The organism is Bacteroidota bacterium, assembly GCA_016194975.1.
Taxonomy (GTDB): Bacteria; Bacteroidota; Bacteroidia; order Palsa-965; family Palsa-965.
Genome location: JACQAM010000023.1, coordinates 96,306 through 116,484 on the forward strand (window position 1 = coordinate 96,306; position 20,179 = coordinate 116,484).

A 20,179-nucleotide genomic window follows, 5' to 3' on the forward strand; every position below is an offset into this window, starting at 1 on the left:
GAATACCTTAAAGATAAACTACTCCTTTTCAAGATCACTCACTTCAATGCGGAACAAAACTCCTGATCCCGGCGCTGAACGCTCTTCGGTGAGATAAATTTCCTGGTCATTTAAAAAACAAACTCCTTCCATCGACAATCCTTTTTTTGTAAATGAAAATTCTGCAACATCACCTTTGAAAAAATTGCGCCCTTTGAAATGGGTGAAGAGCCATAATTTTTCGTGGCTGATCAGAATTAACTCATCGTGTTTTGAATTCAGTGCGGCGCCGGTAATTGCAAAGTCTTTCAACTCTCCGCTGCCCGTATAAAAACTATCGATGAGTGCCGCCACATATTCTCCTGCAGAATCGGGAATGCTGTACATTTTGCAATACCCCGATGACGGATCGCTTCGGTTCTTCGAAAAAAGAAAAAGAGAATGATCGAGATGCACCATCGCTTCAAAATCGAAATTCAAATTTGCAGAAGGCGGAGGAAATAAATGCTGGTCGGGCAAAGTGAACCGGATATCCTGCGCATCGAGCGTATCACCTTTTAGATTCGTAGGATCGTGAAATTTATAAACGAATAATTCCCTGCGCTTGCAATCATTATTCCCGAAATCGCCGAGATACACATTTCCTCTTTCATCTTTCGTGATCTCTTCCCAGTCGAGATTCGGTTCATTCTGCAGGGAAATTTTTCTCAGCATATTTCCATTGCTGTCGATGTTGAAAATTATCGCTTCTCCCCTGCTGTCGTTATGCGTCCAGAATGTTTTTCCGTCAAGCGAAACGAGGCCGGAAGATTCTGAAATAACATCAGGAAGCCGGGCCACTTTTTCCGATTTTACTTCCCCGGCTTTTTCGTGATTTTTTTTTTCGTTATCAGTTGGTTTATTCTTAACAGGAGAAGAATTGCATGAAAATAAAGCGATCGCTAAAATTGCGGGGAAAATATTTCGGGAGGAATATTTCATTTCATGCAATTCTTTTTCAACTCCTCATCAATAATATACATCAGTTCTCCACGTATTCCCAGCTTCGCCAGTTTATTTACTTCTGCATCGGGATAAACTCTGTTCGAGAGAAAAACAAAAACCATTCCCGTAGTTGGATCGGCCCACGCCTGCGTGCCTGTGAATCCCTGGTGGCCATAACTTGCGAGAGAAATACTATCACAGGCAGGATTCGGTTTTTTAGGATCGGGTTCGGGTTTATCAAAACCAATTCCTCTGCGGTTGTTCGCATATTGTGCGCGCGTGAATTCGGCAACAGTTGCCGAATCAAAATAACGTTGTCCGCCGTACGTTCCAAAATTTAAATATAACTGCATCATTACGCCCACATCATTGGCATCAGAAAAAACTCCTGCGTGTCCGCCTATACCCCCGAGCATTGCCGCACCCGGATCGTGCACATCGCCCTGCACCTGCTGATGCCTCCATTTCAGATCATTTTCCGTTGGCGCGCACTTTGCACTCGGGAATTTAAGTCGCGGCTGATAACACATCGTAGTTAATCCCAAAGGAGCATACAAATTCTGCTGCACTTGTTCGCTTTCCAGTTTATTATATTTTTTTTCTATTATTTTTTTCAGATAATAATAACCAAGATCGCTGTATAGGAATTTGTGATCGGTATTCACCTTACTATCATTAATTGCTTTGTACATGGAATCGCGGTAACTTTTTAATTCAAAAATTCCGGGAGCAACATAGATCGGAAAGGAATCTGAAAATGTTTTCCTGAAAATACTTTTCTTGAGATTCCCGTCTTTGTCAATGGTGTGAAGGTAAAACGGGATCCACGCCTGCAGGCCGGCCTGGTGCGCGAGCATTTCACGGAGAACAATATCCTGTTTGTTGGTTCCTGTAAGTTCAGGAAGATAATCCGAAAGTTTTCCGTCAATATTTATGTCTTTATGATCAACCATCTCCATCAAAGTTGGAACAGTTGCCATGATCTTGGTAACCGATGCAATATCGTAGAGATCGTCATTTCTTACGGCACGGTCACCGTCGTAAGTAAATTTTCCATACGATTTCATAATGAAAATCTTCCCGTCTTTCGCTACCAGCAACTGGCAACCGGGAAATGCCTGTTGCTTAATTCCATCGGCAATGATGGAATCCATTCTGTTAATTGCAACCTCGCTAAAACCGATCTCTTCAGGTAATGTATATTTAAAACGGATTTTTGAATTCAAGTTAAATCCGGTTCCGGCTTTCCACGAATTGGTGGTCACCGGAATTTTTCCGCTTGCAGTAATACCGCCGAAAAGTATTTGTGCAGAAATATCTTCGATGTACTCCTGGTTTTCATAGGAGAGAATGACCGCATCACACTTTTCAGCGCCGGGAAGAAAATTCAGTGCGTACGGCGGGCCAAACACATCGAGCACAACGCGCTTCCCCATTTTCTGTAAGGTGTCGATCATTTTCACATCAATAGCTGCAATACCAAAATTATCGGTTGGTTTTTGCGAGATGCGGTGAAGGCTTAAAATAATGCAATTGAAATCTTTCAGTTTCGAAAGTAAAGTATCGCGCTGCGCAGTGGTACACGCACGTGAGAGCGCATAACCGGTGGTGGGCGTGTACAAGGAGATCCGCTGCTGAAACATGAGTGAATCTGTTCTCCCGATGGCAACCGCAGCAAGTTTCAACGTATCGAGATGAGTGAAAGGCAGTAACTTTTTTTCATTCTGCAGAACAGTCACCGACTGCTCCGCAATATGACGACGTATCAATTCTGCACCGGTTGTATTGAGATCGTTCCAGAGGCCTTTTGTTTTCACAGTTTTTTTATGATCGAGTCCGCACCATTTTTTTACCAATAATATTTTCCTGCAGCGTGCATCAATTTCTTCCTGTGTGATCGAACTGTCTTCAATCGCTTTTTTTATCAGCAAAATTGCCTTCGGAACATTGCCGGAAAACAACAACATATCATTTCCTGCGAGCAGTGCTTTCACATCCACTTCTCCCGGCCCGTAAAAATTACTTACGCCCTGCATATTGAGTGCGTCAGTAAAAACCAATCCTTTGAACTGCAATTTATTTTTCAGCAAGCCGGTCACCACATTTTTAGAAAGCGTGGTCGCCTGGTTCAACGTGGTGTCGTAAGCAGGAATAAAAAGATGCGCGACCATCATGCTGCCGAGTCCGCCTCGAATAAGTTGACGGAACGGATACAACTCCATCGTATCGAGCGCGAGACTGTCTTTGCTTATCACCGGAAGAGTTTTGTGCGAATCGCTGTCGGTATCACCATGACCGGGAAAATGTTTTCCGCACGCAAGCACGCCACCATCCTGCAGCCCGTGCATGTACGCGAGTGCTTTCTGCGCGACGAGAAATTTATTTTCTCCGAATGAGCGTGTACCGATCACCGGATTCGCCGGATTATTATTCACATCGGCCACAGGAGAAAAACTTACCTGAACGCCGAGCCGCTTACATTCGCGCGCCATTTCCAATCCCATTTGATAGATCATCGAATCATTCTGCATAGCACCCATCGTCATTTCTCTCGGAAATTGAATGGTACTATCGAGGCGCATGGACAAACCATATTCTGCATCCATGGCGATGAGTAAGGGAACTTTAGAAATTTTCTGGTATTTATTTTCCAGTTGCGCTTGTCGCACGGGTCCGCCCTGCATGAAAATGAGCCCGCCTATTTTATTATTTTTTACCTGCGCAGTAATATCCGCAATATGTTTCGCGTCTTTATTCGACCACGCCGCGACCATGAACAACTGCCCGATGCGTTCGTCGGGAGTTAATTTTTTCATTACAGAATCAACCCACGCAATATTTTTTTCATTGTAGAACGGGGGATCGAGGGTATCATTCGCGGTTGAAAAAAATCCTTTTGCCGGAAAAGCAAAAACTTTCGGGCAATGCAGCGCCTGGAAAGAAAGCAGTACTGGAAAAATAAGGACGAATGATTTCAGCGAAGGGATTTTCATTGGTAAAATGCGCAGGTATTAAAGGTAGAGGCAATCTCTATGCCTCATTTGGATCTTCCCCTGAATTTTCAACAAGATAGAGTTAATGAAGAGGGAAAGTTTTTGAAATGAAGAAGTGCCCCGATCGCAGGAATATCTGTTGTGAAATGGCTGAAGTGTGGCCAAAGAAGAAAAACTGTAATTTGCCAATGGAGAAATTATGAAACACAATCTGCAATTAAGAATAAAGAATTTGTCGAAATACTTTCTGGTCATTATTTGCACACAGGCAGATTTGCACCTCTGCACATTTCTTCCTGCTCAGAATGGAAAGATCGATTCTCTTTTGGCCCAGCTGAAAAGAGACAAAGAGGATACGAATAAAGTGAATCATTTGGATTACCTGGCTTCCGCACTTTATTCAACCAATCCCGACTCGACCATTCTTCTTGGGACGCAGGCGGTAGCGATTGCGAAAAAAATAAATTTTAAAAAAGGAGAGGCGAATTCATACAGTAGCTCCGGTGTCGGATATTGGGCGAAGGCCGATTACCTGAAAGCGCTGGAAAATTATTTCAACGCGCTGAAAATAGACGAGACTTTAAAAGACAGCAGCGGCCTGGCGAGAATATTCGGAAACATCGGGATTGTTTATGATGAGCAATCCGATTACCCGAAGGCATTAGAGTACTATGGGAAAGCATTAAAAATAGCTGAACAACGTGGCGACAAAAAAAGGATCGCGATCCAACTCAGCAATATGGGAGTTGTTTATGATGAAGAGAGTGATTACGCCAACGCACTGGATTATGATTTCAAAACATTAAAACTGACTGAAGAGCTTGGCGCTAAAAATTTAATTGCATCGGCGCTGGGAAATATCGGGATTGTTTATGATCATCAAGCCGAATCGTCATCGAAAAACAAAAATGTAAATGAAGATCTTCTGAATAAGGCAATGAATTATTATTTGCAGGCATTGAAACTTGATGAAGAATTAGGAAACCAGAATAACAGCGCAGCCTGGCTTGGAAATATCGGAACGTTATCCATTACACTGAAAAAATATAAACAGGCAGAGAAATACCTGCTCGACGCCCTTGCCATTGATACCACCATTGGGTTTCTTAATCATACGCAGAATACTGAAGAGCAATTAAGCGACGCTTATGAAAAAATGGGAAAACCCGAATTGGCATTGAAATATTACAAAAACGCAATGGCATTAAAAGATACCTTGTTCTCCCAGGAAAAAAATAAAGAAATTACCCGCAAGGAATTGAATTACCAATTCGAGAAAAAACAAAATGAACAGAAAGCTGCACAGGAAAAAAAAGACGCGCTCGCACAGGCAGACGCGCGTAAGCAGAAAGTAATTCTGTTATTTGTCATTGGGGGATTAGGACTGGTAATTCTTTTTGCCGGATTTATTTTCCGCTCGCTGCGTGTAACACGTAAACAGAAAAAAATCATTGAAATAAAAAGTGCGGAGACGGAAAAGCAGAAAATTCTTATCGAAGAAAAGAACAAGGACATTCTCGACAGTATTCACTACGCGAAAAGAATTCAGCAGAGTTTATTACCGACTGAAAAATACATTGGGAAGAACCTGAGTCGCTGAACCAATTTGAAAAAAAACCGACTGCTTACAACCGACAACTGGTTACTCCACCTTACCTTTGACAAAGAAATTTTTTTCTTACTAATTGCATTTTTATTTTTATCACAATATGCCCGATATCATCCGCCTTCTCCCCGATTCCGTTGCCAACCAGATAGCCGCAGGTGAAGTTATCCAGCGTCCCGCTTCTGCTGTGAAAGAATTGATGGAAAATTCCATCGACGCCGGCGCTACAAAAATTCAACTCATTGTAAAAGATGCCGGGCGCACATTGCTGCAAATTGTGGATAACGGAAAAGGAATGTCGGAAACCGATGCAAGAATTTCATTTGAGCGCCACGCTACTTCCAAGATCCGTAATGCCGGTGATCTTTTTGATCTTCACACGATGGGATTCCGCGGCGAAGCGCTCGCCTCCATTGCTGCCGTAGCACAAGTGGAAATGAAAACACGCCGCGAAGAAGATAGTTCCGGAACAGAAATAAGAATGGAAGGAAGCAAATTCATTTCGCAGGAAGATTGCGCTGTTCCCGCCGGCACATCGTTCTCGGTGAAAAATCTTTTTTACAATGTTCCGGCACGCAGGAATTTTCTGAAATCGGAAGCGGTGGAATTCCGTCACATCGTAGAAGAATTCGAACGCATCGCCTTCGCACATCCCGGCACCGCGTTTTCCCTGCATCACAACAATTCGGAATTATTCAACCTGCTTCCCGGTCACGGCGATTTCCGCGCACAATTGCGCCAACGGATTGTTGCGCTCTATGGAAATCCTTACAACCAACGGCTTGTTCCGGTGGAAGAATCAACTCCTATTCTCAGCGTTTCGGGATTCATCGGCAAACCTGAATTTGCAAAACGATCGAGAGGCGAACAGTTTTTTTTCCTCAACAAACGCTTTATCCGCAATAGTTATCTGCATCACGCCGTACAATCTGCATTCGAACAATTGCTGCCGAAAGATGCTTTTGCCTGTTATTTTCTTTTTCTCGAAGTGGATCCTAAATCCATTGATGTGAATATTCATCCTACGAAAACAGAAGTGAAATTCGAAGATGAACGTTCCGTGTACGCGATCCTTCGTTCTGCTGTGAAGCGCGCGCTGGGACAATATAATATTTCTCCAACACTCGATTTCGAACAGGAAATGAGCATGCAGGTTCCGGCAAAAAATAATGCTGCTCTCGTTGCACCGACCATCAAAGTGAATCCCGGTTACAATCCATTCGCAGAACAGAAAAAATTTTCCGGAGAAAACCCATTACCTGTTCCCGGAAAATTTTCCGGCGACTGGCAGCAGATGTTCGACCAGCGAATAGCTAAAAATGAACCCGGGCAAAAGATCCTTCACAGCGAAATGGATGCGCCGGTTGAACATCCTTCTTCGTCACAGATCTGGCAATTGCACGAGCGCTACATACTCACGCCTATCCGCTCGGGCATACTCGTGATCGACCAGCAGCGTGCGCACGAGCGTGTGCTGTACGAGCGCTTCCTGCGCGCGATGAAAAATGCAAACTCTTCTTCGCAGCGATTACTTTTTCCCGAGACGATGGAAATTCCTGCTGCTGATGCGGTACTTATTTCCGGTTTGCTGGGCGAGATAAATTCCTGCGGATTCGATGTGCAACATTTCGGCGCGAATACTTTTGTGGTGAATGGAATTCCGGCAGGGCTCGAAGAAAAAAGTGCAGCGCTTGTCCTCGAAAAAATGATCGGCGAATTCCGCGAGAATGAACAGGAACTTCGTTTGCATCCGCAGGAAAGTATCGCCCGTTCGCTTGCAAAGCAGGCCGCTGTAAAACAGGGAAGGATTCTTTCGCCGGAAGAAATGCGTGCACTCGCCGATGAACTCTTTGCGTGTGAAACGCCCGCGTATGCGCCCGATGGAAAACCCGCCTTCATTAATTTTCCCATTGAGGAAATTGATAAAAGGTTCAAACGTTAATTCCTGTTATTCATTGAAAAATTGCTTTCTGATTAAATTTTTTTTATGAAACTTAGAGGATCCCAAGTGCCTTCCTGCCCTGGTAGTATTCATTTCTCCACTATCGAGGCCTCAACGATACAAAAACAAAGGAGCACGAAGAAAAGTTTTTTAGAAAGATTGCAAAGACCAAAAACAAGCGGATAAATGATACGTATAACTTTATTATATTTGTACGTACAATTCAAAATGCCATGGATACCAAACTCACACTCAAGTTAAACGATAAGGTTATTTCGAAAGCCAAAAAATATGCGCGATCGAAGAATATGAGTCTTTCAAAGATGATAGAAAAATATCTCGAACATCTCATTTCGACAGAAAACAAGGAAGATGAAGATGGCATCACACCGCTTGTCAGAAGTATTGGCGGTATCGGCGGCAAAGTAAAACTTCCCAAGAATTTCAATTTCCGAAAGGAATACACCGCATACCTTGAAAAGAAATACAAATAATGGAAAATATTTTTCTCGATACTGATGTTGTCGTGGATTTTCTTTCCGGTCGCGAGCCACATCATTCCGTCGCGCTCAGGCTTTTGTCTGCCGCACACTTGAAAAGGATAAAGATCCACGTTTCGGTTTTGTCTTTCGCCAATAGCCACTATATTCTTTCCAGGTTTATGAAAGATAACATTGTGAGGCGAAAGATTCTCGGTATGCAAATTCTGGTGACCACACTTGCGTTGAACGATCCTATCTTCGGCCTTGCGCTTTCTTCTGACTTCAAAGACTTTGAAGATGGCATTCAGTATTACACCGCTATAGAAAACAATATCCATGTGATCATCACCAGAAATATCAGAGATTTTAAAACTTCCAAGATCACAGTTCTACATCCTGAACAATTCCTGAAACAATTGAACATAAATTAATAAATGAGTTATTACAATCAATACCGCCCTGCGAGACAGCGTTTGTTCCCTCCTGCTGTTCTCAATCTCATTATCATCAACGCGATCATGTTCTTTGCGAAGATTCTCGCTGCAGGAAGAAGTATGGACATTGATGTTTATCTCGATCTGCATCATCCTTACACAAACGATTTTCATTGGTACCAGTACATCACCAGCATGTTCATGCATGCCGATGCTTCGCACATTCTTTTCAATATGCTCGGGCTTTGGATGTTCGGAGCCATGCTCGAAAATTCAATGGGCGTAAAACGTTTTATTATTTTTTATCTCGTGTGCGGTGTCGGCGCTTCCATGATCTACCAGGTGTGGCAGACCTTCGACCAGGTGAAAATGCTCAATGAATACGGCGACGGGTGGGCCTTACTGAAAGCGCATCCTCCAATGGGATCTTTGCTTGGCGCATCCGGCGCGGTGTACGGAGTGATGATGGGATCTGCACTTCTTTTTCCCAATACAGAAATGTACATGATCGGGTTCATGGGTTTCCCGATCAAACTGAAATGGGTGGCGCTCATTTACGGCGGCGGTGAATTATTGCGCGCGTGGCAAGCCGATCCAACTGACAATATCGCTCACTTTGCACACATCGGTGGAATGATCTTCGGATTCCTCATGATAAAAATATTTTCACTCAGCCGGTCGAATTTTTACTGACTATGAGCATAACGGGAGATCTGCGCATGGCTTTGCGCGGCACATACGGCGCACTCGCGCGACTGATCATCATCAACGTCGCGGTTTTTCTCACGCTGAATATCGTGATCAATATTCTCATTCTCCGCTCGGGCGGCGACTGGCAGGATTTTCATGATGTAATTTCGCGATGGACCGATCTTCCTTCCGACATTCATCTTTTTCTCCCGAGAATCTGGACGTTCTTCACCTACATGTTCGTGCATTACGGGCTCATGCATATCATCTCTAACATGATCATTTTTTATTTTCTCGGAAGAATTTTCAGTGACCTGCTTGGTGGTGCGCGCCTCACGGCTGTTTACATTCTCGGCGGGCTCATTGGCGGAATCACATTTGTTGCGCTCTATAATTTATTTTTCAAAGGCAATGCGGGACTCGAAGGCGCTTCGGCCGGTGTAATGGCGGTAGTCGTTGCCGTGGGATCTTATTCACCAGATTATATTGTTTTCTTTTTCCGTACTCCCGTAAAACTAAAGTGGGTGGCGTTGATCGCGTTTGTGCTGACTACGCTGCTCGATCTTGCGGATAATGCCGGCGGGAAATTCGCGCACCTCGGAGGCGCACTCTTCGGATTCATTTACGGAACGCAGATGCGTCTCGGAAAAAAATTCCTCGAAGGATTCACTTCTTTATTCCGTTTCAAAGGACGCAGCAACCTGCGTGTCGAGCACAGCCGTTCTGCGCGTGCGAATGACGAATTGTACAACACGTCAAAAGCTTCGCTGAGAAAACGTGTGGATGAAATACTCGACAAAATTTCCCGTTCCGGTTACGATAGTCTCACGAAAGAAGAAAAAGAATTTCTCAGTAAGAATCACGATAAGTTCTGACCCCTTTCCCATTGGAGGAAAAAATTTCTGACAACGATCTTACTTCGCCGGAGAAAAAAAGGCGATGGCTTTATCATTCTTTCAAATGGATGAGCCGCTTTTTTATTTTCTGCCTGCTGCTTTCCATTTTCGCTCCCTACGTGAGCCCCGTTATTTTCTGGCCCATGGCTTTTTTCGGTTTGCTCCATCCTTTTTTTGTACTCCTTAATTTTATTTTTCTCATCGCATGGAGCTTCCTGAAAAAAAGAGAATTGTTTTTTTCGCTGGGAATCCTCCTTTTTTCATTGCCCCTTATTTTCCGCCAGCTTAATTTTCATTTCTTCTCCCCTGCCGTTCCCGGGAATTCTTTCTCGCTCATGAGCTACAACGTGAAAATATTCGATCTCTACAAATGGAGCGGGCAGAAAAATGCACGCGAAAAAATGTTCGCACTCATTAATGGCCAGCGTCCCGATGTGCTTTGCCTCCAGGAATTTTTCACACGCGATTCTTCTTCACTCGATAATCTTGATTCCATTCAGAAAATGATGCATTATCCTTTTGTTCATGTCGAATACACTTTCAATTCCAAAGGAACCGATCATTATGGCGTTGTCACCTTTTCGAAATTTCCCATTCTGAATAAAGGAAAAATTGAATTCAACAACCGGCACAACAACATCTGCATTTACTCCGATCTGCTCATCCAAAAAGATACGGTACGCATTTACAACATGCACCTGCAGTCGATAGCGCTCGCCCGCTCCGATTATAAATTCCTCAATGAAGTTTCGGGATTCCAGGAAGCGCAGGATGAAATAGAAAGTTCGAAGAATATTCTGCGGAGAATGAAACGCGCTTACACCAATCGCGCCAATCAGGCCGAATCGGTGGCAGCGCATATTGCAGGTTGTCATTACAGGATTATTCTTTGCGGGGATCTCAACGACACGCCGGTATCCTATACTTATCACGCGATCTCTTATGGCTTCACCGATGCTTTCTCCGAATGCGGAAGTGGTTTCGGAAAAACTTTTGAGAATCCATTTCCCGTTCCGCGCATCGATTATATTTTTCATGACGATGCATTTCTCGCTTATGATTTCCGCGTGCTGCGAACAGAAAAGTTATCGGATCATTACCCGGTGATCTGTAAGCTGGCAGTGAAGAAATGATTTGATTCAGGATCATCGTCCACCGATTAATTGGTGGGCTGTAATCACATTTCTTCCATCACCGCCGGCCGCTGCGTGATCTCATGATAACACACCACTTCCCCCTTGCAGAAATAATGTGTGACTAAACTTTTTCTCGTTGAATTTTCATTCGTCACCGGTTCGCCGCCATGAAGAAGATTGGCATGCCAGACGAGAAGGTCGCCTTTCTTCGGAAGAAAAATTTCTTTCTGCAGTTTTTTCTCCGCAATAAGGTTTGCAATTTCCTTCTCGTAATTTCCGTAAAGATCGTCGCCAACAGAAATCGAATTGGAGTCGTGATCGAAATCTTCGCCCAGTATATAAGGCAATTTGTGGCTTCCGGGATAATAATGCAGCGGGCCCGAATCGGCAGAAATATTTTCCAATGCCACCCACGTTGCGATGAGATAACCAACCGGTTCCGTTGTCATGTGAATGAAATCGGAATGCGTTTTTTGCCGGCTTCCTTTTAAAAATGAGATCGTCTGAAACGGAACCACTTCTTTTCCCAACGTGAACGAAAGAAAATCGTGGAGCAGTTTATCTTTCGCCAGCGACTTAATTGCATCCGACTTTTTCCATGCATTCATTACGCGTGAATTGGTATAATCGAAATCGAGTTCTTTATTTACAATGATCTTTTCCAGGCCGGCGTTGATAGTATCACACGTTTTCTCAGTTGCAAAATGTTCGAGGATCATTACACCCCGCCCGGGCCAGGCCAATAATTGTTCCTGCCATTGCAGCGGAAAAAATTTTAGTTCCGGCTTTTTTTTCAATTCCTCCAGCGCATTTTCACGATCCAGCCAAGGAATTTCTTTTCCGGGATTGGAAATGTCTTTATGTGCAATAGAACTCACGACGCTTTTATCAATACCAAACTTCTCGTAGAGTTCTTTGTTATTTTTAAGCCGGCGATATTTGGTGAGATTGTACAACACATGCAGAAAACGCATACGACGCAATGAACTCCAGTATTTTTTCAGAATGGACATCAATGAAAAAATGAATTTCTTTCGCACAAAGATTGAATAATTTTCCCGTGAAAAAGCCCTATTTTTGAGGTCTTAAAGATTTTACCACCATTCCTATGTCACAGCTTGAAGTCGTCATGCCGAAAATGGGCGAAAGTGTTGCCGAAGCCACCATCATCAAATGGCTCAAGAATGAAGGCGATAAAGTTGCGCTGGATGAACCGATCCTGGAAATTGCAACTGACAAAGTCGATTCGGAAATTCCTTCACCATTCGAAGGTGTGCTTTCGAAAAAAATGTGCAAAGAAGGTGATGTGGTGCAGGTCGGAAAACCGGTAGCGATGATCTCTTCTGATGTTGCCGCAGAAAAAAGCAATGTGGTGATCAGTAAAGAAGTTACTGCTCTGAAGAAAGAAGAAATTCCTGTTACAACCCTCACAAAAGAAACACCAGTCACTGAAATTTCAGAAGTTGTTGCTGTCAAAACAGGAGCATCTTCCCGTTTCTATTCTCCGCTGGTAAAAAATATTGCGAAGCACGAAGGAATTTCTATCGCCGAACTTGAATCCATTGCAGGCACCGGCGCACACGGGCGAGTGACCAAGAACGACATTCTCAATTACGTTCCCAATAAAGGAAAAACATATTCGGTCGCTGACAATACAAAAACTGAAACGCCTGTTCTTTCCAATGGAAACGGCCATCATTCGAAATTCGAAACGATCACGCAGAAGATCACTCCACCGAATGTAACGATGATGAACGGCGACGAGATCGTGGAAATGGACCGGATGCGAAAACTCATTGCCGAACACATGGTGATGAGTAAACATGTTTCGCCGCATGTCACTTCTTTCGTGGAGGCAGATGTAACGAATCTCGTGCGGTGGCGTGATCGTGTGAAAAATGATTTTGAAAAACGGGAGAAAGAAAAACTCACCTACACGCCGATCTTCGTGGAAGCGGTTGTAAAAGCGATAAAAGATTTTCCGATGATCAACGTTTCACTCGACGGAACAAAGATCATCGTGAGAAAAAATATCAATATCGGAATGGCGGCTGCTTTGCCATCGGGAAATCTCATTGTGCCCGTGATAAAAAATGCCGACCGCATGAATCTTTTCGGCCTCTGTGCTTCGGTGAATGATCTTGCATCGCGTGCACGCGCAGGAAAACTGAATCCCGATGACATTGCCGGAGGAACGTACACAATCTCCAATGTGGGAACATTCGGCAATTTAATGGGAACTCCCATCATCAATCAACCGCAGGTGGCCATTCTCGCTCTTGGTTCCATTGTGAAAAAACCTGCTGTTATAGAAACTCCTTCCGGCGATACGATCGGTATCCGCCACATGATGTTCCTTTCCCATTCTTATGATCATCGCGTGGTGGATGGTGCGCTGGGCGGAATGTTTGTAAGGCGAGTTGCCGATTATCTCGAAAACTGGGATGTGAACAGGGAGATCTGAATCCAAAAAAAAAATGACCCGAAATAATTACCTATGAAAAAAATTTCCCTCTACACACTGTTAGTTTTTTCTTTACTGCTCATTTTTATTTCTGCAGGAATTCCAAAAGCTGCCCGCGAGAAGATCGTTCGCGGCGATGAATATTTTGTGAATGATGATTATGATAAAGCACTTCCGCTTTACCTCGAAGCATACAAGATAGATCCAACCAACTCCAATCTCTCTTTCAAGATCGGCGTGTGCTGCCTGAATATTCCTTCTGAAAAATCAAAAGCCGAGAATTATCTTTTCGCTGCGGCATCGAATGTTTCTGAACAATACAAAGAAGGAAGCATCAAGGAAAGAAGAGCGCCGGTTACCACGTATTATTATTTTGCAGAAGCGCTGCACCTCAACGGGAAGTTCGACGATGCATTAGCCAATTTTGAAAAATGCCGGGGATACATGAATACCGCCGATTCAAATGCAGTACGGGATCTTGATCTGCGTGAAGCATGGTGCCGTAACGGAAAAACACTCGAAGCTTCTCCTGTGAATTTCAAAGTGGAAAATCTCGGTGCAAATATTAATTCTCCTTACCCCGATTATTCGCCTGTGATCTCCGCTGATGAGCGCACACTTATTTTCACCACGCGCAGGCCCGAAAATACAGGAGGATTGAAAGACGATCGCGATGGAATGTATTTCGAAGATATTTACATCAGCACAAAAAATGATGACGGTACCTGGGGAAAAGCAATTCCTGTTGGTAATAATATCAATACTCCGGGACACGATGCATCGGTAGGAATAAGCGCTGACGGACAACAGATCTTCATTTACAAAGATGATGCTGGTGATGGAAATATTTACACGAGTAATCTCGTCGGTTCAAACTGGATGCAGCCGCAGAAACTGAATGATAATGTGAACAGCAAATCGTGGGAACCAAGTGCAAGTGTTACGCCTGATGGAACTGTATTGTACTTCACTTCTGATCGCGCAGGCGGATTCGGTGGAAGGGACATCTGGAAATCGCTGCGGCTTCCCAATGGAGAATGGGGCAAGCCCATCAATTGCGGACCCACTATCAATTCAAGGTACGATGAAGATGCGCCGGAAATTCTTGCTGACGGACAAACACTTTATTTCGCTTCTAATGGCCCTGCTTCTATGGGAGGATTCGATATTTTCTCATCCGTGATGGTGCAGGATAGCGGTTGGAGAAAACCGGTGAACATCGGTTATCCCGTGAATACCACTGACGACGATTTGTTTTTTTTCCCGACACCTGATGATAAACATGCTTTCTATTCTTCAGCAAACAATGCGAATGGAATGGGAGAAAAAGATATTTATTTTCTCACCTTCCCGGAAAAACAGGAATCAAAACTCACCGTGTTGCAGGGAATGATCACGAGTATTTATGGAGGTGTTCCTGAAAATACACAGATCACGGTTACCGATGTAGAGACCGGCGACATCATGGGAATTTACACGCCGAATTCACTGACGGGACGCTACGTGATCATTCTTCCTTCAGGCAAAAATTACAGCATCACTTACGAAGCAACAGATTATCTCTACCAGTCAGACAACATGAACATCGGCGACAGTTCTTCATTTGAAGTTATCGATCGCCCGGTAGAACTCGAGCCATTGAAAGTGGGACAAAAACTTGTTGTGCGGAATATTTTCTTCGACTCCGGGAAATCGCAATTAAAAGCTGATTCGAAATCTGAATTGGATAAACTTGTTGATCTTATGCTTAAACATCCGATGATCATTGTGGAAATTTCCGGTCACACGGACGCAAGCGGAAGTGATGAGTTGAATCAGAAACTTTCTGAACAGCGCGCTCAGTCTGTGGCCGATTACCTCGCTGCAAAAGGAGTTGACAAGTCAAGATTGCGTACAAAAGGTTATGGCGAATCAAAACCGATTGCGATCAATTACAACAAAGACGGTTCTGCAAATAAAAACGGAATGGCGCTCAACCGCAGATTCGAATTCACGATTCTCAGTGTTGATGGAAAATACCAGGATGTAGTGGAGCCAATAAATGTGCCTGATAAACTGAAGAACAAAGGCCAGTGATGAATCGTTCCGTGTAAAAGCGGTTTCCTCACCGTATTTTGTTATTTTTGAATAGACCCATTCCCCCTAGTCATGAAAAAGAAACGGTTTCTGCCGCTCTTTTTTCTTTTCTCCTTTTGCATTTTGTTCGCGCTTCCCGTAAATGGCAAGAGCAGCAATTCGTTTTCATTGAAAGAAAAAAAGATCTTCCGCAAAGCAGAAACGCATTTTCTGTATTCTGAATATGATGATGCGATCCCTCTCTATATGGTACTGCTCAGTTCGCATAGCGATGATCTGGAGTTGAATTACGAAGCAGGGATCTCTTATTTCTATTCCACCACTTCCCGACCGATGAGTGTGAAGTATCTCGAAAAAGCAATCGGGCTTTCTGTAAAAGACACTTCGCTCGATCTGGTCTTTCACATGGCCAGAGCTTACCAGTGTGTGAATGATTTTACTGATGCTGAAAAATTCTACATCATTTTCAGACATGAAACAGGAAATGATCTCACTCGATCTTATCTCGATGAATTCATTGCACAATGTGAAACGGGAAAAAAATACTGGGCTGCTCCGGGAAATGTGCAGATCAATTCTCTCGGCCCGAATGTGAATTCCATTTATCCCGATTATGCGCCGGTGCTCACGCGCGATCATTCTAAACTTCTTTTCACTTCCAAACGGGAAGGAACTACCGGCGGAAAAAAAGATGACGATGGTTTTTATTATGAAGATGTGTATATGGCGCGCTCGGGTGCTAACTGGAATGGAGCGCAACGCATCGACACTTCATTTCACCAGCCGAAATTCTACGACATGAAACTTTTTTTCGGAAAAGCGGAAAATATTTCACAGATCAACACTTCGCGGCATGATGCTTCCATTGCACTTTCTCCGGATGAAACTTCACTTTACATTTTCCGTTCCGATGATATCTGGAAAGCCGATCTTAAAGATGATCAGTGGCAATCGCCGGTGCGCATCAGTCGTTCCATAGATGCATCTCGGTCATACGAGCCGAGCGTTTTTATTACGCACGACGGCAACATGCTTTATTTCATCAGTGACCGTAAAGGCGGAGTGGGTGGAAAAGATATCTGGCAATGCACAAAAAATTCAAATGGAGATTGGGGCGAACCGGTGAATCTCGGTGCAGAAATAAACAGCGATGTAGATGAAGATTCTCCTTTTGTGACGGATGACGGCAATACACTTTATTTTTCTTCGCAGGGACATTCGGGCATGGGTGGCTATGACGTTTTCAAAAGTGTGAAAGATGCCAATGGAAAATGGTCGACGCCGGAAAATCTTGGCGCGCCGGTGAATAATGGCGATGATGATATTTTTTATTATCCCGACCAGAACGGGAATCGCGCGTGGTATGCAACGCTCAACCGCAATGGAGAAGGCAGTCTTGATATTTATGAGATCGATTATTTACCGGAATTTGCACCGCTGGCCAAAATACATCTGAAAGAAACAACTACAGCTATGGAAGATGTGAGCATTTCGCTTAGGGGAATTAATGGGCAAAAAGACACATCGCTTACTTTCAGCAATAATGCCGATGCAATATTCCCATTCGTTAATAATTCCATTTACCTCATTACCGTTAGTGCAAATGGTTTTGGCAAGTTCACTGATACGTTGAAACTGGAAAGTGATTCGCCTTACAATTTCATTTTCCAGGAACTGACGCTCACCAAATATATTTCCGATACGGGAACAAAAGAATTGCTGGTGCTCGCGACGAATTATACTGATATTGACAAAAATGCCATGACAGATTCGGCGATGGAATATTCTGCACTTCCCGCCTCGCGGGAAAAATTCATTTCTTCTGTTAAGTCTGCACAGGAATTACAATCCTATACCACTTCTATTCTCAGCGATGTTCATTCTTACACGAAACAGCAAGCTGACACTTCCGTACTCGCTTCCGTTTATTTCGATTTCGATCATGCAGATCTGCGCTTGGATATGCATTCGCGCGCGGAAGCCATTTTCGACTGGATGAAAAAAAATCCGGAGAGTTCCATCCTGCTTGCCGGAAATACCGATGACAAAGGAGCGGATAATTACAACATAGATCTTTCACGCGAGCGCGCTTCCGCAGTAAGGGATTTTCTTGTATCGAAAGGGATCGACAGAAAACGAGTAACGGTTGTTGCAAATGGAGAAAAAGATCCGGTTGCCCCTAATGAAAATAAAGACGGAAACGATAATCCATCCGGAAGAGCGTTGAACAGGCGTGTTGACATTCGGAAAACACGTTAATAATTACAATTTTTGGAAGGAAAATCGGTATAAACGATTAATTTTGCCGGACTAACCTATCGCTTACCCGGACCAATTCAATTTTATGCTTGTGAAGCAGGCCAAAAATTCCTTTTCCCCCATAAACCAGAAGAGAATAACAGGCGCCTTTCGAGGGTTATGCCTGCTCTTGTGCTTTCTGATAATGGGTGAAAAAATTGCTGCTCAGATAAATCCGATCCCCGGGAATTACCGCGACAATTTTCTCCAGGGAAATCAACTCATCGAAGAAAAAAATTACCCGGTGGCGCTCCAGTTTTTCTCGGAAGCCTACAAAGTGGATTCAACAAACGCAAACATCAAATACAAAATGGGTGTTTGTTATCTCTATTCTTATTCTGAAAAAAAGAAAGCACTTCCCTACCTGCGTGAAGCGGTTAAAGATGTTTCCCGGAATTACGATCCGTATGAACCAAAAGTGAAAAAAGCGCCGGAGAATGCGATGTATTATCTTGCTATCGCCTATCACTACAATTACCAGTTCGATTCTGCTATCATGTATTTCGAATCGTGGAAAGCAATTCTGGGTGATCGCGATCCCGAAGCATTGAAAGATATTAATCAACGTATCAGTTGGGCGCAGAATGCAAAAGAATTCATGGCCAATCCCAACCCCGTTACGATTACAAATATGGGAGACAGCATCAATGGCCCGAACGCCGATTACAGCCCGGTAGTTTCCATTGACGAAAACACACTCATTTTCACCTCACGGCGTTATGGCGAAAGGGGAATTGACGGGGAATTCTATGAAGATATTTTTATTTCGGAAAAAAAACCGGATGGTACTTGGACCGAAGCTCGTCCAATCTCGCAATACATTAACACACCAACCAACGATGCTTCTGTTTCTCTTTCTTCGGATGGAAATACGCTTTTCATTTATCGTGATGATAATGGCGGAGATATTTATCAAACCACATTTATGAATGGCGACTGGATGGCTCCTATTCCACTCGACAATAACATAAATACGAAGTACTGGGAAACGCACGCTTGTCTTTCGGCAGATGGAAACACACTTTATTTTGTGAGCGATCGCCCGGGTGGATTTGGCGGAAGAGATATTTATCGCTGTGTAAAACTCGGAAACGGGCAATGGTCGAAAGCGCTTAATCTCGGACCTACTGTGAATACTGACCAGGATGAAGATGCGCCTTTCATTCACCCGGATCAGAAAACACTTTTCTTTTCTTCGAAGGGACACAAGTCCATGGGCGGTTTCGATATTTTCTTCACTTCAAAAGATGATTCAGATCGCTGGGTGGAGCCGGTAAATTTGCGTTCGCCAATCAACACACCTGATGATGATATTTTTTACGTAACATCTCCCGATGGAAAAAGAGCTTATTTTTCTTCTGTGCGTGATGGTGGTTACGGAGAGAAAGATATTTACATGGCTACGCAAATAACGCCAACCGTGCAGGGACTCACACTTCTGAAAGGAAGAATTTACAATTCCGATGGTTCACCGCTAACACAGCGGGTTGAGATCGATGTGACCAATTCAAATACAGGTGATATTTCCGGTCAGTACAAACCAAATCCTAATGGAAAATTTACCATCATTCTTCCTGCCGGTGCTACTTACCAGATTTCTTACATGGTGAATGATAAAGAATTATCCAACGAGATCATTGATGTTCCGGCAGGATCGGAATTTGAAGTGATCGACCGCGCTATCAATCTTCGTGATCTTGTCATTGGTAAATTGCCAATCGATGTTCCCGTTGATTCTTTAAACGATTCGCTGCATCATAAAAAACCGAAAGACTGGAAAGGAGAACTCACCCAAACGCATAACCTGAATTTCTCGATGTTCTTTAAGTATAACATCAGTGAGATCGATCCGAATGATGCCGATTTTAAAACTTTCATTGACAGTTGTGTTGCTCACATCAATAAATTCGGAGAAATAAATTTCCGCATTACTGCTGCCGCTTCACAGGTTCCAACAAAAAAATTCAGTTCAAATAAAGATCTTGCAACAGACCGCGCAACAAAAACGCAGGCCGTCATTGACAAAGCACTCAAAGCAAAAGGTGTGGACATGAGTAAAGTTCATTGGGTAAAAGTGAATTCCTATGTGCTGGGCCCGCAATACAAATCCGATTTCCAGAAGAACAAAGCGCTCTATGAAAAATACCAGTATGTGAAAGTGCGTGGCTATTAAGAGGCTGTTTAAATTTCATCCTTCTG

The 20,179-nt window shown here is 43.6% G+C and carries 14 protein-coding genes; 11 read left to right on the top strand and 3 right to left on the bottom strand.

Features of this window, described 5'->3' with window-relative positions; translation table 11 throughout:
• Positions 1-18: 18 nt before the first annotated feature.
• Positions 19-960, bottom strand: a complete 942-nt coding sequence (locus HY064_14825) for a hypothetical protein (GenBank protein MBI3511930.1) — start codon at positions 958-960, stop codon at positions 19-21.
• The gene (locus HY064_14830; protein MBI3511931.1) at positions 957-3,956 is read right to left on the bottom strand and encodes a serine hydrolase; all 3,000 of its coding nucleotides are present in this window, start codon (positions 3,954-3,956) and stop codon (positions 957-959) included. The genes HY064_14825 and HY064_14830 overlap by 4 nt, the downstream gene beginning before the upstream one ends.
• A 199-nt stretch (positions 3,957-4,155) precedes the next feature.
• Here HY064_14830 and HY064_14835 point away from each other — a divergent pair, with 199 nt between their 5' ends.
• The 7 genes from HY064_14835 to HY064_14865 all read left to right on the top strand — a co-directional run bounded on the left by HY064_14835 (position 4,156) and on the right by HY064_14865 (position 11,139).
• Positions 4,156-5,556, top strand: a complete 1,401-nt coding sequence (locus tag HY064_14835) for a tetratricopeptide repeat protein (GenBank protein ID MBI3511932.1) — start codon at positions 4,156-4,158, stop codon at positions 5,554-5,556.
• A gap of 109 nt (positions 5,557-5,665) precedes the next feature.
• Positions 5,666-7,504: a DNA mismatch repair endonuclease MutL gene (gene mutL, locus HY064_14840; protein ID MBI3511933.1), complete on the top strand. Its 1,839-nt coding sequence runs from the start codon at positions 5,666-5,668 to the stop codon at positions 7,502-7,504.
• A 233-nt stretch (positions 7,505-7,737) separates the two neighbouring features.
• Positions 7,738-7,998, top strand: a complete 261-nt coding sequence (locus HY064_14845; GenBank protein ID MBI3511934.1) for a hypothetical protein — start codon at positions 7,738-7,740, stop codon at positions 7,996-7,998.
• A complete protein-coding gene (locus HY064_14850) occupies positions 7,998-8,417 on the top strand; it encodes a PIN domain-containing protein (GenBank protein MBI3511935.1) in 420 nt (139 codons plus the stop codon). The genes HY064_14845 and HY064_14850 overlap by 1 nt, the downstream gene beginning before the upstream one ends.
• 3 nt (positions 8,418-8,420) lie before the next feature.
• Positions 8,421-9,113 carry a rhomboid family intramembrane serine protease gene (locus HY064_14855; protein ID MBI3511936.1) on the top strand — a complete coding sequence of 231 codons (693 nt, stop codon included), beginning with the start codon at positions 8,421-8,423 and terminating at the stop codon, positions 9,111-9,113.
• 2 nt (positions 9,114-9,115) lie between these two features.
• On the top strand, positions 9,116-9,985 hold the full coding sequence (locus HY064_14860; GenBank protein ID MBI3511937.1) for a rhomboid family intramembrane serine protease: 870 nt from the start codon (positions 9,116-9,118) through the stop codon (positions 9,983-9,985).
• Positions 9,986-10,074: 89 nt separating this feature from the next.
• Positions 10,075-11,139 carry an endonuclease/exonuclease/phosphatase family protein gene (locus HY064_14865; GenBank protein MBI3511938.1) on the top strand — a complete coding sequence of 355 codons (1,065 nt, stop codon included), beginning with the start codon at positions 10,075-10,077 and terminating at the stop codon, positions 11,137-11,139.
• Positions 11,140-11,183: 44 nt separating this feature from the next.
• Here the strand turns inward: HY064_14865 and HY064_14870 are convergent, their stop codons facing one another.
• Positions 11,184-12,182 (bottom strand): phytanoyl-CoA dioxygenase family protein, encoded by a 999-nt coding sequence (locus tag HY064_14870; protein MBI3511939.1) that lies wholly within the window; start codon positions 12,180-12,182, stop codon positions 11,184-11,186.
• A gap of 68 nt (positions 12,183-12,250) precedes the next feature.
• Between HY064_14870 and HY064_14875 the strand changes: the two genes are divergently transcribed.
• The 4 genes from HY064_14875 (at position 12,251) to HY064_14890 (ending at position 20,153) form a co-directional block, all read left to right on the top strand.
• Positions 12,251-13,606: a 2-oxo acid dehydrogenase subunit E2 gene (locus HY064_14875; protein ID MBI3511940.1), complete on the top strand. Its 1,356-nt coding sequence runs from the start codon at positions 12,251-12,253 to the stop codon at positions 13,604-13,606.
• A 33-nt stretch (positions 13,607-13,639) separates the two neighbouring features.
• On the top strand, positions 13,640-15,682 hold the full coding sequence (locus tag HY064_14880) for an OmpA family protein (protein ID MBI3511941.1): 2,043 nt from the start codon (positions 13,640-13,642) through the stop codon (positions 15,680-15,682).
• 72 nt (positions 15,683-15,754) lie between these two features.
• Complete coding sequence (locus HY064_14885; GenBank protein ID MBI3511942.1) at positions 15,755-17,941, top strand: OmpA family protein; 2,187 nt, start codon at positions 15,755-15,757, stop codon at positions 17,939-17,941.
• A 184-nt stretch (positions 17,942-18,125) separates the two neighbouring features.
• On the top strand, positions 18,126-20,153 hold the full coding sequence (locus tag HY064_14890; GenBank protein MBI3511943.1) for a PD40 domain-containing protein: 2,028 nt from the start codon (positions 18,126-18,128) through the stop codon (positions 20,151-20,153).
• Positions 20,154-20,179 lie beyond the last annotated feature (26 nt).